Origin of the sequence: Dactylosporangium sp. NPDC049742, assembly GCF_040674675.1 — a bacterium.
Taxonomy (GTDB): Bacteria; Actinomycetota; Actinomycetes; order Mycobacteriales; family Micromonosporaceae; genus Dactylosporangium; species Dactylosporangium maewongense.
On sequence record NZ_JBFANF010000012.1, the window covers coordinates 59,897 to 74,634 of the forward strand.

The following is a 14,738-nucleotide window of genomic DNA, read 5'->3' on the forward strand; positions in this document are numbered from 1 at the left end:
CCGTCTCGGCGATCCTTAAGGGTTCGCTGGCGTAGCGTACACGAGCTGCACTTTTGTCGGATACTTCGCGGCGAGCGCGCGCGCTGCCTCGAAGTTCGACGGTGCCGCCGGATCACCGAAGGCTACCGGCAACGGCTGTCCGGCCCGCACCGCGGGGCGGCTCGGGTGATCCGTATCCACAACGAGCAGGCTGGCCGCCGGGTCGTGCAGGAAGAACCGGACCGGCACCGGGCTGTCGGCGACGAGACGGTCGAGGTCGGCCATCGTGCCGCCTTTGCCGCCGGGGTACAGCAGTCCGGACCATCCGGGGAAGTTCCGGTACTGGCCCTGCAGGGCGGCGGCACCGAGCGTGCCGGACCAGTTACGCCAGGGCGTGCTCATGAGGTTGACGTTCATCGCGCCGCCGCCGTCGGGGAACATCCTGGCGATCAGCAGCGCGTCGCGGGCCGCGTCCGGGGCGCCACGGTCCTTGCCGAGCGCCAGCTTCACGCCCGGCGCGACCGGCGTCGTGTGCCACTGGCCGCCGGCGACCACCATGAGCAGCACGACGGGCACGGCGACGGCGGCGGTGGCCTTGAAGCGGAGCCTGGCGAGCCCGCCGAGGGTGCACAGCGCGACGACGATCAGCAGGTGCAGGAGCTTGTCGAAGTAGTAGACCGTCCTGCCGAGGGTGGCCAGCTGGTACGCACCGAGCCCGGCCGCCATCAGCCCGGCGGTGGCGAGCGCGAACCCGGCGGCGCGCAGGCGCGGGCTGCGCAGCGCCAGGACGCCGACCGCCGCGAGCACCACGAGCAGCGCCGTGGCGGGCCGGTCGACGATCCGGGCGGTGCCGTTGAGCAGCAGCTGGCCGCCGCTGGAGGCGCGCGCCGCGGTCAGCGGGCCGATCGCGGCGAGCCCGGCGACGGCGACGGCGACCAGCCACGCCCACCAGAACCGCCACAGCCGGGCGCGGACGGCCCACAGGGCGGCGACGATCCCCGCGTAGGGCAGGAACAGCGAGTACGTGAACGAGACGCCGACCAGCAGCAGGGCGACCGTCGCGGTCTGCTCGCCGCGGCGGGTCAGGGGGCGGGCGACGACCGCGGTGAGGACGGCGGCGCAGGTGAGGCCGGCGAGCTCGTTGGGGTAGCCGCGGGACAGCACGGTCACCGGGTCGCCGAGGACCAGCCAGGCGGCGGCGAGCGCGAGGACCGGCAGCAGGCTGGCGGGGCTCGCGCCCGGGCCGGCGATCCGGCGGGCGGCCCACAGCACGGCGAGGGCGAGCAGCAGGTACGTGCCGACGAGCAGCCACACCATGACGTCGACGGCGGTGGCGGGCGCGGCGTTGTGGCCCGACGAGCGCACGAAGCGGTCCAGGACGGCGTAGCTGAAGTGCAGGCCCTGGGGGTAGTTGGCGATGCCGGTCAGCTCGGCGTCGGGCACGAACGGGCGCAGCGCCTCCGGTCGCATGAACAGGTAGCCGCCGGTGCGGCCGATGACGTCGAACAGCAGGTAGTGGCGGGCGATGTCCTCGCCGGCGAGCGGGAGGCCGAGGCGGCCGCCGAGGTCGCGGACGACGTACGGGACGAGGGCGACCAGCGACACCACGGCGACGGCCGCGGCGAGGAGCGCGTCTTTACGCATCGGGGGCATTTCGGGCACCCGGCCCGTGGCCGCCGCGATCAGTACCAGCACCGACAACGCTGTGCCGGCGATCAATGTCGGGTGCAGGTGGCCGGGCCACAGCGTGATCGCGATCCCGAAGACACAGGCCGCGCCGAACAGCTGGCTCCCGGCCGTCACGACCCGGTCCAGCAGGCTCGCGGTGCCCCGCTGGATCGCCACGGCGCCCGCCAGGACCAGCACCGGAAGCACGATGTCCAGATGCAGCTGGTGGGTCGCGAGCGGGACGAGCCAGGCGAGCGCCAGCGCCACCACCGTTTTGCGGATCACCAACACGCTCCGTATCGATCGGGGGCACCGGCGATGCAACGTCGCCGACGGGAGGTGACGATATCGCGTTGTCCAGGTACGGTGCAGAAGGCTTCCGGGGCCGGCCTTCATGACGGAAGGTGATTGCCGAATACGGGGAGTGGCGGGAGTTGGCGAAAGGCGTGGCGCGGCGGAAGGGTCGCGGCCGGCGGGATCCACTGTGGGCTCGGATCCTCGTGATCGCCGGTGCGCTACTGATGATCGTCTCTGGGACGACGTTCGTGCTCAAGGACGCCGTCTTCGGTTACGCGACCCGCAGCGTCAACAAGGAAGACCTGCTGCCGTCGGACCAGGGCAAGCACGCGTCGGTCAACGGCGCGAAGAACATCCTGCTGATCGGCATCGACCCGCGGCCCAACCAGGACCCGACGGAGCCGATCCGCTCCGACTCGATCCTGATCCTGCACATCCCGGCCAGCCACGACATGGCGTTCCTGATCTCCATCCCGCGTGACACGTGGGTCGCGATCCCGAGGTACAGCAACGGCAAGCGCACCTACAACGGCGGCAAGTCGAAGATCAACGGCGCGTTCGCCGAGGGCGGCTACGGCCTCACCGGCAAGGACGCGCGCAAGCACGGCACGACGCTGCTCGCCGCCACGATCAAGCAGAACTGGGGCGTCACGTTCGACGCGGCGGCGATCGTCGACTTCGTCGGCTTCCAGGACGTCGTGCGGGTCCTCGGCGGCGTCGACATGTACGTCGACCAGCGCACCGTCTCCGTCCACATCGGCCACGACGCCAAGGGCAACACGAAGGTCCCGTTCGAGCAGAAGGACGACCCCAACGGCGGCACCATCCTGATCCCGATCAAGGGCGTCACGCCGAAGGTGTACGAGGTGGGCTACCAGCACCTGGCCGCCTGGGAGGCGCTCGACTTCGTCCGCCAGCGCGAGACCCTCCCGAAGAGCGACTACGACCGCCAGCGCCACCAGCAGCAGTTCATCAAGGCCCTGCTGAAGAAGATCGCCAGCAAAGAGGTCATCGGCAACCCGGGCACCCTCAACAAGGTCCTCGAGGTCATCGGCCGCGCCATGACCATCGACACCGGCAGCATCGGCCTCGACGACTGGATCTTCGCGATGCGCAACATCGACGGCGACCGCATGCTGACGTTGAAGACCAACGACGGCGGCTTCCACGCCTCCCCGGAGAACCCCGGCGCCGAGGCCCTCGACCAGACCACCTTGGACCTGCTGAGCGCCGTACGCACCAAGACCGTGCCGACGTTCGTCGCCGCCAACCCGAGCATCGTCAGCTCCAGCAGCTGACGCTCACTCCCTCACCGGACCGTCCACGGCCGACCCGGTTTGAGACGGCCAACACCGCCACTCCGGTCTTGAGGCGGGCAGCGCCGCCGATCCGGTTGAGGCGGACAGCGCCACCGCTGCCGCAGCTCCGCCATCCACCGTCCCGGGTTCCAGCAGCATGGTGATCCAAGGACCGAACTGGTCGTCATGACGACCGGAACCGTCCTTGGATCACGCCAGCCCGGCACCGACCGAACGAGACCAGGCGCCAGCGGTTGCACCGCAGCGGAGGCCCAGGGCCGGCCGACCCGCGCCCGTGCAGCCCCGCGCCGACCGGCGGGTGGGCCACCCCGCTCGGCCTGGTGCCCGTCAGCGTGGTGATCCAAGGACGGAACCGGTCGTCCTGACCGCCAGAACTGTCCTTCGATCAAGCCGGTCGGAGGTCCGCGTTGCCCGTGAGGGGACGTCCTGGGCCGAAGACCGCATCCACCGCTGCCGCCTCCACCGGCCCGGTGTTCAGCAGCATGGGTGATCCAAGGATCCGTCTGGTTGTCATGGTGGCCGGGGATGGACTTCGATCGAGGTGGCTGGGGACGGTGGGCTTATTGGTGGCGGACGATGACGTAGGCGACGTCGCCCTGGTGGTGGACCTCGGTGTTTTGCCAGGTGGGTGAGGTGTAGAACTCGCAGGGACGGACTGGTTTGACGCAGAGCATGGCGTCGATGGTGGTGTTCGGGGCGGCGGGGAGGTTCGGCTGGAGAGACTGCACGGACACGAGCTCGACGCCGGGGAGCAGGATCCACCAGGGGTACTCCCAGGAGTTGTAGCCCTGTGCGAGGCCGACCCGGCGGGCGCCCGACGCGCGGACCGCGGCGGCGGCCCACTCGTAGTCGCGCTGCCACTGCGGCTCGCGGATGAAGCGCTGGTCCATCTGGGAGGTTGTGAAGATCGATCCGTCACCGACGAGGCGGCGGGGCCAGCCGTACGCGACCGCGAACCCGGCCGCCGCGACCCCGGCCGCGAGCGCGCCGGTCGTCGCCCAGGTCGCGAGCCGGCGGCCGGAAAGCCCCGCGCGGGCAGCAAGCCCGGCGCGGCCAGCAAGCTCCGAGCGGCCGGAAAGCTCCGCGCGGCTGGTGAGGCTCGCGATCCAGAGGCCGGCGAGCGGGGCGCCGAGGACGAGCAGGAAGACGATGAGCCGGTTGCCCCACGGCTGCCATTTCACGGTGACGACGTACGCGAGCAGCGCCAGCCAGAAGACCGCCGCGTAGAGCCTGGTTCCCTTGCGGAAGGCCAGGAGCAGCGCGCCGAGCAGGATCAGTGCGCCCTGGGCCGGCAGCGACACGCGGTCCTCGTCCGGCGGCCACGACATGTACGGATATTTCTCGTTCCAGTACGTGATGTCCCGGGCCTGCGGGTCGACGCCGAGGATGCCGGCGATCCCGATGATGCCGGCGGCCAACGCGTCGTTGAGCGGGCCGATCGGGGTCTGGAGCGCGGTCTCCGCGATGCGCAGGCCGTTCACGAGGACCGAGGCCGGGTCGTGCCGCTGCATGGAGATCGACTCGCGCAGGTGCGCCGGGCCGAGCGGGTTGTCGTAGGTCTGCTGTACCCGTAGCAGCGACGGACCCGCGAGCAGCAGCATCAGCGCGCCCGTGGCCAGGGCCGCGACGAGGCCGCGCCACCACCGCAGGCGCAGCTGCGCGCCGACCCAGACGAGGAGCAGCAGCCCGGCGCCGAGCAGGCCGGTCGCCTTCGTCAGCAGGGTCAGCCCGGCGGCGGTGCCGATGAGCAGGGTGTCGAGCGCGCCGGTGCGGGCCCGCAGGCCGTCGAGGGTGAAGGTGGCGACGCAGGAGACCCACAGCGCGACCACGAGGTCGGTCTGGGTGCTGGTCGCCTCCAGCACGACCATCGGGGTGGTGCCGACGATGAGCGCGGTGATCAGCTGTGCCCGGGTGCCGCCGCCGAGCTGGCCGGCGATGCGGGACGCGGCGAGGACGACGCCGACCCCGGCGGCGAGCTGGACCAGGTTGTAGTAGCCGTCGCCGCCGGTGAGCAGGCGCAGGTGCAGCAGCAGGTACTCCGCGCCCGGCGCCATCGCGAGCTGCCGGTCGATGATCGTCGGGTAGAAGCCGACGTCGCCCTGCTGCACCCAGTGCTCGATCTTCGGCAGGTGGTAGGTCTGCGAGTCGAAGTTGTTGGGTGGAGCGACGAGCGCGACGACCAGGTCGAGCAGGAAGAGCCCGCCGAGCACGCCGACGATGAGCCGCTCGACCCGCGCGAGACCGGCCCACCGGCCCCGGACGGAGCGCCACGAAGTGGCGAATGCTGATATTTCCGGTTTAGCGGGCGCGGAGCGCCTGATAAACCGGAAGAAACCAGCCGGCCCGGAGCGCCCGACAAACCCGGGGAGACCAAAAGACCCGGAGCGGCGGACAAGCCAGAAGCAGCAGGCGGACAGCACCGTGAGGGCGAGCAGCCAGGCCACGATGACAGCGGGCCGGTGCAGGGCGTGCAACGACGACAGCGCCTCGACGGCCAGGCAGGCGGCGCCGCCGGTGAGGACGGCGGCCCGCAGCAGCGCGAGCCGCACGCCGCCCCCGAGCCGCAGGCACAGGTACGCGACGGCCACGAATGTGAGCAGCGGCACCACGATCACCGGGCCAAGCTACCCGACGACCGCGGCGCCGCCGCAGGGTGAGAAACCTAGAGGCGTTCGACCGCCGCGCCGTGGCAGCGGGCCCGGGTGTCGAAGATGTAGCTCGCGTGCCGCTCGACCATGTCGTAGTCGAAGTCGTCGTGGTCGGTGAGCAGCACGACGGCGTCGGCGGCGGCCAGCTCGGCCGGGGTCAGGTCGACCAGCGTCACGCCGCTGACGTTGCCGGTGTCGCGCTGCGCCGCGTGCGGCTCGACGGCGTGCACCTCGGCGCCCTGCGCGACGAGCAGCTCGGCGACGGCGCGGGCCGGTGACTCGCGCAGGTCGCCGACGTTGCTCTTGTACGCCAGGCCCAGCAACAGGATCCGGCTGCCCCTGATCGGCTTGTACCGGTCGTTGAGGCCGGCGGCGAGGCGCTGCACGACGTAGCGGGGCATGCCCTCGTTGACGTCGTTGGCCAGCTCGATGAACCGGAAGCGCTGCCCGACCTCGCGCTTGACCTGCCACGACAGGTACGACGGGTCGATCGGCAGGCAGTGCCCGCCGACGCCGGGGCCGGGGTCGAACGCCATGAACCCGAACGGTTTGGTCGCGGCCGCGCCGATCGCCTCGCGGACGTCGACGCCGAGCTGGTTGGCGACGATGGCGAGCTCGTTGACCAGCGCGATGTTGATGTGGCGGAAGGTGTTCTCGAAGAGCTTCGTCAGCTCGGCCGTCCGCGGCGCGGAGACGGGCACGAGCCGCTGCACGAAGCGCTGGTAGAAGCGCGCCGTGGCGGCCAGGGACGCCTCGTCGATGCCGGACACGAGCTTCGGGGTGTTGTCCAGGTGCCAGGTGGGGTTGCCCGGGTCGATGCGTTCGGGGCTGTAGCCGAGGAAGAAGTCGTCGGGCGCGCTGAGCCCGGAGGCGTGCTCCAGCAGCGGCCGCAGGACGGTCTCGGTGGTGCCGGGGTAGGTGGTGGACTCGAGGATGACCGTGCAGCCGGGCCGCAGGTGCGGGGCGAGCTGCAGCGCGGCCTGTTCGATGTGGCTGATGTCGGGCACGCCGTCGGTGAGGGGGGTCGGCACGGTGATCGCGCACGTGTCGAAGCCGGCGGCGTCCGCGTAGTCCTCGGTCGGGTGGTACCGGCCGGTCTCCAGCGCCCACGTGAGCAGGTCGTCCGGGACGTCCTCGACGAAGGAGATGCCGGCACCGAGGGACTTGACCCGGTCGGTGTCGACGTCGAGCCCGACGACGTCGTCGCCCGCCTCGACCGCTCGGATGGCGAGCGGCAGGCCGACGTAGCCCTGCCCGATGATGACTGTTTTGCCCATGATCATCCTAAGGGTGGGAACACTCGACCCGCCGGCCGAAACCAGGCCGACGGGTCGAACGCAGATGCGAGTTGGTGGTGTTGGTTGGTGTCGGTGTCAGGAGGCGCGCCGGCGGCGCATGATGAGGCCGCTGCCGGCCAGTGCGGTGAGGCCGAGCAGGCCCACCAGCAGGTCGGCGCCCGGGGCGCCGCGATGCTGCGTGTCGCCGGCGGCGAGGTCGGCGGACTCGGTGGCCGCGCCGGTCGACGAGGCCGTCGAGGACGAGTCGGTCAGGCTGGTCTCGTTGGCCGACAGCCGGAACGGGCTCCAGCCGCCGAAGAACGGGCCGAAGAAGCCGGCCGGCCGGTCGCCGCCGTCCCACTTGTCGCCCCCGCCGTTGTTGCGCACGCCGTTGCCGAGCGGCGTGCCGGCGAAGAAGTCGTCGCCACCGAAGCTGTAGTTGCCGCGCCAGGCGAGCACCCGCACGGTCACGGTCGCCGTCTGCTTGGACTTCTTGCCGGTGACCTTGATGGTGGCGTAGCCCGGCGAGGTGAGCCGGACGTTCGCCTCGAACCTGCCGTCGTCGTCCGTGCGGCGGTCGCCGCTCACCCGGGCCGGGAACGGGCCGTCGAAGCCGCCGGAGTGCCGGGTGACGCGGTACTGGACGCGGATCGAGATCGGCTCGCCGGGAAGGAACCGCTTCCCCGCGATGCGGACCACGCCACCGGTGCTCACAGAGGCCGAGCTCACCCTGAGGACCGGCTCGGGAGCCGGATAGGCAGCAGCGGCCGCTGCTCCACCGCCGGGTTCGGCGTGGGCGGCGGTCGGTGCTCCCAGCACTGCCGCCGCGACGATTGCCCCCGCGAGGGCGGTCAGTGCGGATCTTGTTCGGGGTCGCATAAATTTCACCGTAGACTTCACATCACCCCGATATGGGCATTTTTCATCATTTGCCGCATCTCGGCGCGGATTGCAACCGAAGCGTCCACGGGGCGATGCCCGGGGTCGTGACGAGCCGCGGCGTGAACGCGGCCGACGGCGACGGCAGCGGGCCCGTGATGAGGTTCAGCGCGAGCGTGCTGCTCTGCCCGGGCTTCAGGTCGACGGTGAAGACCGCCACGGTCCGGCCCAGCTCGAAGCCGCTGCCGTAGTCGACGGGCGCGCCGTCCTGCGTGGCGTCCACGGGCGCGCCGCCGGTCGGCAGGTACACCATGACGTTGGTGCGGACCGTGTAGTCGCCGGCCAGCCCGAGCCCCAGCACGCTGCGCGGCAGCCCGCTCCCCGGCGCCGTCGAGCCGAGCTTCACGGTGAGCCGCAGGTGCCGCGAGCCGTCCTCCAGGCACTCCCCGGCGCTCAGCTCCGCCTCGCGGGTCAGGTAGTAGCCGAGCTTCGCGCCGGTGCCGTCGTTGAGGAACACCCCGACCGTCGGCCGGGCGCCGTCGTCGGCGGGCAGCGTGCCGGCGAAGACGGTCGCGGCGATCTCGGCCTGCTCCTCGGGGTGCGCGCTCCACGCGAGGAGCCGCCGCTCGTCCGCGGCCTTCCGCAGGGCCGGCACCAGCTTCGAGGGGTCCGTCAGGGCGCCCGTCAGCTTGTCGAAGACCGCCTTGGCGGCGTCGGCGAAGAAGGCGTCCTGCGACTTCTGGTCCGCGATCGTCAGGTACACCTCCGACAGCAGCCGCCGGACCGCGGTCGGCGCGGTGAGCGGGGGGCCGCCGGCGACGTCGACCGGTCCCGTCGCCTGCAGCAGGTAGGCGAGCGCGACCGGGTCCGTCGCGAGGACACCGTCGACGGTCTGGCCGGAGCGCAGCCGGTACATCTCGCGGTACAGGGCCGCCGCGGTCGGGAAGTCCGGGGTGAGGTTCACGTCGGCGGGGAACCGGCCGAGCCGGTCGGTGTGCAGGTCCTCCTGGTCGGCGTCCAGCGCCAGGACGGGCGCGGGGAACTCGCGGATGTCGGTGGCGGCGGCGCCCTGCCGCGCGATGGTGATCGCGCCCTGGTCGACCCGCAGCACCACGAACGCGCCCGGCATCCCGCCGGTGGCCCGCACCTCGGCGAGGTTCTGGAAGAGCACCAGGTAGGTCCGGGGCGCGGTGGCGCCGAGCATCGCGGGCAGCAGCTTCGCGGCGCGGGCGGCCGGCGCGAGCAGCGGCGCCACCCGGCGCAGCGCGTCGTCGAGGCGCTGCACGGCGGTGCGGACCCGCGCGTCCAGCCCGCCACGGTCGAGCCCGGCGAGCCGGGCCTGCGCGGCCCGTACCAGCGAATCCGCCGCCGCGAGCCGGGGCGCGGCACCGGTCACCGCCGCGAGGCCGTCCCGGCCGGCGAGCGTCGACTGCAGCCCGCCCGCGACGTCCAGCATCGGCGGGAGCACGCGGGTGGCGAGGTCGTCGACGATCCGGGCGACGGCCGCGACCGCCGTCAGGTCGTCGCCGGCCATCGGCGCCGACCGGCCCACGCCCCACGTCAGGCCAGAGGTGTCGGACCGGGCCTCCGCCGTCTGGCGGCGCAGGTCGGCGGTGGTGCGCCGGGCGGCGGCGAGGTCACCGGCGCGCAGCGCGGTCTCCAGCGAGCCGACCAGGGTGGCGGCGCGCTGCAGGTGCCCGGCGGCGGACTCGGCGACGACCAACAGCCGCACCCCGGCGCCGGCGAGGAGCAGCAGCACGACGGCGACGGCGAGCACCACCTTGCGCCGCCGGGTCCGCAACAGCGAACGCAGGTGGGCAGAAGCACCGGTGATCTCAGTCGAGCTGCCGTGCACCGCCGACGACCTCCTTGACCTTCTCTGGCTGGGTGATGACGCGCAGCGCGCGGTAGAAGTCGGCGCGGCGCCGGCCGAGGGTGTCGGCGGCGTAGTTGCGTGCCCGGGCGAGGTTGCGCGCCGACGCGGCGGCGAGCGCCCCCGGGTCGGCGACCAGCGCGGTGATCGCGTAGGCGAGGGCGACGGGGTCGTCGGGCGGCACCAGGTGCGTGCGCTCGAGCAGCTCGGGGGTGCCGCCGACGGTGGTGCCGACGGCGGGCAGCGCCCGGGCCATCGCCTCGATCAGCGCCCGGGGCAGCCCCTCGGTGCGCGACGGCAGCACGAAGAGGTCGGCGTCGTCGAGGAACAGCCGCACCGCCGCGCCGGGCGGGACCGCGCCGGCGAACGCGACCCGCCCGCCGAGGCGCCGCTCCCGCACGAGCCGCTCCAGGTCGCGGCGGCAGCGGCCGTCGCCGAGGTGCACCAGGTGCGCCTCCAGGCCGGCCTTCACCAGCAGCGGCAGCGCCTCGATGAGGGTGTCGATCCCCTTGTACGGCTGCTCGAGCGAGCCGACGGAGACCAGCCGGACCGCGACCTTGGGCGAGCCCTCCACCCGGGGCTTGTCGACGAACGCGGCCTCGTCGAGCTGGATGCTGGAGTACGCGGCGGTCACCGCGCCGGCCGCGGCCGGGTACCGCGACTGCAGCGCCCGCTCGGTGACGTAGGCGACGGCGACGGCGCTGCGGCACTGCGCCCGCAGCCGGGCGGTGAACCAGGCGCGCAGCAGCGGGCGCAGCGGGTGGCGGATCGCGCCAGGCGCGAACACGTCGTAAGGGTCGCCGACGACCTCGAGCCCGAACGGCCGGCTCGAACGGCGCAGCGCGCGGTGCAGCAGCGTCCCGATCGCGGACGGCACCCGCAGCAGGACGGCGTCGCCGGGCTCGACGGCGTTGCTGACGGCGGCCCGCACCGCGCGCAGGCGCCGCAGGTACTGCAGCGGGCCGACGTAGTAGGGCACCGGGTGCACGGTGACGTGGTCGCCGTCGACGCGCTCGGCGTCCGGCGGGCGCCCGCCGCGCTCGGCGACCCGGGCCACGATCCGGACCTCGTCGAAGACGTCGAGGTAGCGCTGCCAGAAGTCGTACGCGGCACCGGTCGTGCTCCACACCCGCCCGTCGGGGGTGCGGGCGTACCGCTGCTCACAGCTCACGACGAGACGCATGCGGGCACCGCCTCCGGTTCCTCACTGGTCGGTTCTTCCACCCGGACCGAGACCAGGCGGAGCGCGCCGTAGAACAGCAGCCCGTACACGCAGGTCTTGAGCAGGCTGCCGCTCTCGCCGCGGAAGCCGTACATCCACGCGACGTTGAAGAGGACGCTGGCGTACGCGTAGACCGGCGCCCGGTCGAGCCGGTTGATCAGCAGCCGGTGCACGGCGGTGAGCCCGGCGAACAGCGCCGGGATCCCCCACAGCCCGAAGTTGAGGTACGCCTCGCCGGTGAGGGAGAAGCCGTACCCGGAGGCGCTGCCGGGCGCGTACCGGTCGACGAGCCACTGCGACAGCGCCGGCTGCGCGTGCCCGGGCAGCAGGTTGACGAGCGCGTGCAGGTAGGTGGCGCCGCGCGCGAACGGCTCGACCGACGGCACGTGCGTCATCACCCACGTGTCGACGAAGAGCACCGAGCCCTGGTTGAGCACCTGGCTGGTGCCGGCGGGGCCGTCGCCGCGGAGGCTGAAGATCATGGTCGCGCCGGCCAGCAGCAGCGCGCCGTAGCCGACCGGCCGGGCGAACGAGCTGCCGCGGGTCAGCTCGCGGTGCAGGATCAGGCTGAAGATCACGAAGACGAAGTCGCGCTCGCCGGTGCTGAGGCAGTAGAGGACGTAGACGGCGAAGTTCAGCCGGTACGTGAAGCGCCCGGCGCCGCTGCCGTCGGCCATGTAGTACAGCGCGCAGGCGAACATCTCGAACAGCAGGTAGTCGTAGTGGCCGGGCCCGGCGACGTCGATGCGGTCGAGCTTGGTGCCGGCGAGGAAGCTGGTGCCGCCGAGCACGAGGACGGTCGTCGCGTAGAGCGTGAGCAGGGCGAGGACGACGGGCAGCAGCGGGAAGCGGTGGGTGGTCGCGGGCGCGGCGATGTCGGCACGCTGGCGCACCAGCAGGCCGGCGGCCAGGACCCCGGCGAACGCGAGCAGCAGGCCCAGCGCCGCCCGGCCGATCAGGGCGGTGTTGGTGCCGAAGTAGATCGCCCCGCCGAGCAGGTAGCTGACGACGGGCCCGAAGCCGAAGAGGAAGAAGTACGCGGCGACGTAGGCGAGGATGTCGCGGACCCCGCCGACGAGCAGCAGCACCGGGATCACCAGCCCGGCGAGCAGCACCGCGTACCAGGGATCAAAGGTCACGCCGCAGCAGCTCCCACTTGAGGCCGGCGTGAACGGCGGCGGCCGCGACGGTCGCCCAGGCCGCGCCGGCGATGCCGTAGCGGGGCACGAGCACGAACGCGGCGAGGACCGTGGCGGCGAGGACGGCGGCGTTCACGGCGAGCTGACCGGTGAAGCGGCGCACCGCGGACAGGGCCGCGTCGAGCACGAAGCAGCTCGCGGCGACGGCGGTGGCGATGGTGAGGACGGTGAGGGTGCCGGCCTCGTCGGCGTACTCCTCGCCGTAGACGGCGCGCAGCACCTTGGCGCCGAAGAGCTCCGCGGCCCAGACGGCGGCGACCCCGGCGACGGTGATGCCGATGAGCGACTGCCGCACGAGCGCGGCGAACCGCTCCCGGGCGCCGGCGGCGCGCAGCTCGACGAGGCGCGGCAGGAGGGTCTGCGCGACGGCGGAGACGAGCAGGTTGCCGGTGAGGACGAGGTAGCCGGCGGCGGCGAACGCGCCGAGGGCGGCCGCGCCGAGGCGGTCCTGCAGCGCGTACCGGGGGACGTTGGCGGTCAGGGAGGTGATCCCGGAGGCGAGGCCGAGCGGCAGCGCCGTCCACACGAGCGCCCCCGGCCCGGGCGGGCTGGACCGGTGCGTGTGCCGCTTCGGCGGGCCGGCCTTCAGGTTCGCTTTGGCCGTGGCGTCCAGCAGCCGGGAGGCGAGCGGCGCGCAGAAGCCGAGCCAGGCGATCAGCGAGCCCATCGCGGAGCCGGCGGCGGCCCAGGCGACGCTGCCGGTCGCGGCGAGCAGGACGCCGGTGAGCGCGATGGTGAGCGCGCCGTTGGCGAGCTGCGCGACGGCGATGCCCCGCTGGTCGTGGTGGCGCTGCAGCAGGCCGAGGTAGATGTCGCCGACGCCGTCGAATGCCTTGGCCAGGCCGACGAGGACGACGACCGCCGGCGGCAGGTCGAAGGCCCACACGGCGACGCCGATCGCGGCCGTCGCGGCGGCCATCCCGGCGAGCCGGACCCGCAGGTACCGGCGGAACGGGTGCTCGTGGAAGGTGTCGGTGACCAGGACGGTGCGCAGCGACAGGTTCGCCAGCAGCACCACCGGGGCGCCGACGGCGAGGCCGAGGGCGTAGTCGCCGACCATGGACTCGGTGCCGAGCCGGGCGACGACGACCAGGACCAGCCACTGGCACAGGGCGTAGCCGGCGTTGCCGACCACCCCCCAGCCGACGTTGCCGGCGAAGGACGGCCGGCGCTTCGACGGGGCGGCATGGCGGACGGGCGTCTTCGGTGACCGCAGCTGTGTCATCTTCGGACGACCCGTTCCAGCACGTCGGCGACGGCCGCGGCGGCCGGCCCCTCGGCGAACCGGTCGACCACCAGCTCCCGGCTCAGCGCCCCGCGGTGGCGCAGGGTGCCGGCGCGGAACTCCGCGTGCGCCTCGTGCAGCGCGGCGACGAGCGCGTCGACGTCGTCGCGGGGCACCAGCCAGCCGGACGACGGGTCGACGGTCTCGGGCAGGGCACCGGCGTCGGACACGATGCTCGGCACGCCCATCGCGCCGGCCTCGCGGGCGGCGCCGTGGTTCTCCGACAGCGATGGGCTGACGCTGACGTCGGCGGCGGCGTAGCAGTCGCGGACGTCGAGCGTGGACTCGTGCCAGTCGACGCCGCCGCGGCCCCGCTCCCCGGTGACGCCGAAGCGGCGCATGAGCTGCTGCCGGTAGGCCTCGCCGGCGGCGTCGAACCCGCCGCCGAGCAGGATCAGCCTGGCGTCGGGGACGTCGCGGCGGAAGCGCCGCCACGCGGTGAGCAGGATGTCGTGGCCCTTGATGCCGCGGCCGCGGTGGGTGAGCCGCTTCGGCGGGTACACGTAGGCGACCATGCAGGCGGTGAACGTCGTGCCGGCGAGGCCGAACGCGTCCCGGCACGCGGCCCGGTAGGCGGCCGACGGCGGCGAGAAGTGCTCGACGTCGGTGCCGTAGTGGACCGGCACGACCCGCGAGTCCGGCATGCCGATGGCGCGGTAGAGGGTCGCGGTGTGCCGGCTGCCGCTGATGACGACCTCGTCGCGGCGGCACAGGACCCGCTCGACGGTGCGGATCAGCGGCGACTCGAGGAAGAGCGGGCCGGGCACCATGTGCACGCGCCGGGCGGGCAGGCCGAGGCTGGCGATCCGGGCGGCGAGCGCGGACGCGTACAGGTGGTAGTGCAGCACGTCCGGGGCGAGCGCGCGGAGCTGCCCGCGCAGCCGCAGCAGCCCGGCGGCGGTGGCCGGCGTGGGGCGGAACCGGAAGTCGAACGCGGACTGCACGACGTCGATCCCCCGGTCGTGCAGCGCCTTGCGCAGCTGCCCCTCGCTGCCGGGCGGCAGCACGGCGACGACCTCGTGGCCGCGCCGGCGCAGCTCGTCGAGCTGCGGCACGGTCCACCGGCCGCCGTCGTCCGTCTTGATGATCATC

Annotated in this window: 10 protein-coding genes; 1 reads left to right on the forward strand and 9 read right to left on the reverse strand. The window is 73.0% G+C overall.

The features are described 5' to 3' along the window. Window positions 1-15: 15 nt before the first annotated feature. Entirely contained in the window at window positions 16-1,932 is a 1,917-nt protein-coding gene (locus AB0J72_RS17445) for a hypothetical protein (RefSeq protein WP_363399795.1), read from the reverse strand. Window positions 1,933-2,168: 236 nt separating this feature from the next. On the opposite strand from AB0J72_RS17445, the gene AB0J72_RS17450 reads away from it, so the two are divergent. After that, a complete protein-coding gene (locus AB0J72_RS17450) occupies window positions 2,169-3,242 on the forward strand; it encodes an LCP family protein (protein ID WP_363399797.1) in 1,074 nt (357 codons plus the stop codon). 581 nt (window positions 3,243-3,823) lie between these two features. On the opposite strand, the gene AB0J72_RS17455 is transcribed toward AB0J72_RS17450, so the two are convergent. The 8 genes from AB0J72_RS17455 to AB0J72_RS17490 all read right to left on the reverse strand — a co-directional run bounded on the left by AB0J72_RS17455 (window position 3,824) and on the right by AB0J72_RS17490 (window position 14,737). Further along, the gene (locus AB0J72_RS17455) at window positions 3,824-5,878 is read right to left on the reverse strand and encodes a hypothetical protein (protein ID WP_363399799.1); all 2,055 of its coding nucleotides are present in this window, start codon (window positions 5,876-5,878) and stop codon (window positions 3,824-3,826) included. Between the two features lie 47 nt (window positions 5,879-5,925). Continuing rightward, window positions 5,926-7,188: a nucleotide sugar dehydrogenase gene (locus AB0J72_RS17460; RefSeq protein ID WP_363399801.1), complete on the reverse strand. Its 1,263-nt coding sequence runs from the start codon at window positions 7,186-7,188 to the stop codon at window positions 5,926-5,928. A gap of 96 nt (window positions 7,189-7,284) precedes the next feature. Further along, window positions 7,285-7,902: a hypothetical protein gene (locus AB0J72_RS17465; RefSeq protein ID WP_363399803.1), complete on the reverse strand. Its 618-nt coding sequence runs from the start codon at window positions 7,900-7,902 to the stop codon at window positions 7,285-7,287. A 211-nt stretch (window positions 7,903-8,113) separates the two neighbouring features. Next, window positions 8,114-9,922, reverse strand: coding sequence for a DUF4012 domain-containing protein (locus AB0J72_RS17470; RefSeq protein WP_363399805.1), 1,809 nt, complete (start codon window positions 9,920-9,922; stop codon window positions 8,114-8,116). Further along, window positions 9,903-11,123, reverse strand: a complete 1,221-nt coding sequence (locus AB0J72_RS17475; RefSeq protein ID WP_363399807.1) for a glycosyltransferase family 4 protein — start codon at window positions 11,121-11,123, stop codon at window positions 9,903-9,905. Before AB0J72_RS17475 ends, AB0J72_RS17470 begins: the two co-directional genes overlap by 20 nt. Then, the gene (locus AB0J72_RS17480; RefSeq protein WP_363399809.1) at window positions 11,108-12,301 is read right to left on the reverse strand and encodes a hypothetical protein; all 1,194 of its coding nucleotides are present in this window, start codon (window positions 12,299-12,301) and stop codon (window positions 11,108-11,110) included. The genes AB0J72_RS17475 and AB0J72_RS17480 overlap by 16 nt, the downstream gene beginning before the upstream one ends. Then, window positions 12,291-13,586, reverse strand: coding sequence for an oligosaccharide flippase family protein (locus AB0J72_RS17485; protein ID WP_363399810.1), 1,296 nt, complete (start codon window positions 13,584-13,586; stop codon window positions 12,291-12,293). The genes AB0J72_RS17480 and AB0J72_RS17485 overlap by 11 nt, the downstream gene beginning before the upstream one ends. After that, complete coding sequence (locus AB0J72_RS17490) at window positions 13,583-14,737, reverse strand: glycosyltransferase (protein WP_363399812.1); 1,155 nt, start codon at window positions 14,735-14,737, stop codon at window positions 13,583-13,585. The genes AB0J72_RS17485 and AB0J72_RS17490 overlap by 4 nt, the downstream gene beginning before the upstream one ends. Window position 14,738: the final 1 nt, after the last annotated feature.